Below are 1,288 nucleotides of genomic sequence, written 5' to 3'. Positions count from 1 at the left end.
TTCCGATCTAGTGATAAGATCCGTAGTCAAAAGGGAAACAGCCCAGACCGCCAGCTAAGGTCCCAAAGTGTGTATTAAGTGGAAAAGGATGTGGAGTTGCTTAGACAACTAGGATGTTGGCTTAGAAGCAGCCACCATTTAAAGAGTGCGTAATAGCTCACTAGTCGAGTGACTCTGCGCCGAAAATGTACCGGGGCTAAATACACCACCGAAGCTGCGGATTGATACCGAATGGTATCAGTGGTAGGGGAGCGTTCTAAGGACAGTGAAGTCAGACCGGAAGGACTGGTGGAGTGCTTAGAAGTGAGAATGCCGGTATGAGTAGCGAAAGACGGGTGAGAATCCCGTCCACCGAATGCCTAAGGTTTCCTGAGGAAGGCTCGTCCGCTCAGGGTTAGTCAGGACCTAAGCCGAGGCCGACAGGCGTAGGCGATGGACAACAGGTTGATATTCCTGTACCACCTCTTTATCGTTTGAGCAATGGAGGGACGCAGAAGGATAGAAGAAGCGTGCGATTGGTTGTGCACGTCCAAGCAGTTAGGCTGATAAGTAGGCAAATCCGCTTATCGTAAAGGCTGAGCTGTGATGGGGAAGCTCCTTATGGAGCGAAGTCTTTGATTCCCCGCTGCCAAGAAAAGCTTCTAGCGAGATAAAAGGTGCCTGTACCGCAAACCGACACAGGTAGGCGAGGAGAGAATCCTAAGGTGTGCGAGAGAACTCTGGTTAAGGAACTCGGCAAAATGACCCCGTAACTTCGGGAGAAGGGGTGCTTTCTTAACGGAAAGCCGCAGTGAATAGGCCCAAGCGACTGTTTAGCAAAAACACAGCTCTCTGCGAAGCCGTAAGGCGAAGTATAGGGGGTGACACCTGCCCGGTGCTGGAAGGTTAAGGAGAGGGGTTAGCGTAAGCGAAGCTCTGAACTGAAGCCCCAGTAAACGGCGGCCGTAACTATAACGGTCCTAAGGTAGCGAAATTCCTTGTCGGGTAAGTTCCGACCCGCACGAAAGGTGTAACGATTTGGGCACTGTCTCAACCAGAGACTCGGTGAAATTATAGTACCTGTGAAGATGCAGGTTACCCGCGACAGGACGGAAAGACCCCGTGGAGCTTTACTGTAGCCTGATATTGAATTTTGGTACAGTTTGTACAGGATAGGCGGGAGCCTTTGAAACCGGAGCGCTAGCTTCGGTGGAGGCGCTGGTGGGATACCGCCCTGACTGTATTGAAATTCTAACCTACGGGTCTTATTGACCCGGGAGACAGTGTCAGGTGGGCAGTTTGACTGGGG

General features: G+C 51.6%; 1 rRNA gene. It reads left to right on the top strand.

Features of this window, described 5'->3' with window-relative positions:
* Positions 1 to 1,288: ribosomal RNA gene (locus D8S75_RS17230) — 23S ribosomal RNA — on the top strand; the annotation flags it as partial.

Source organism: Simplicispira lacusdiani, from assembly GCF_003604195.1.
Lineage (GTDB): Bacteria > Pseudomonadota > Gammaproteobacteria > Burkholderiales > Burkholderiaceae_C > Simplicispira > Simplicispira lacusdiani.
The sequence above is the reverse complement of the archived record's forward strand: the minus strand, read 5'-3'. Positions and strand labels throughout refer to the sequence as shown.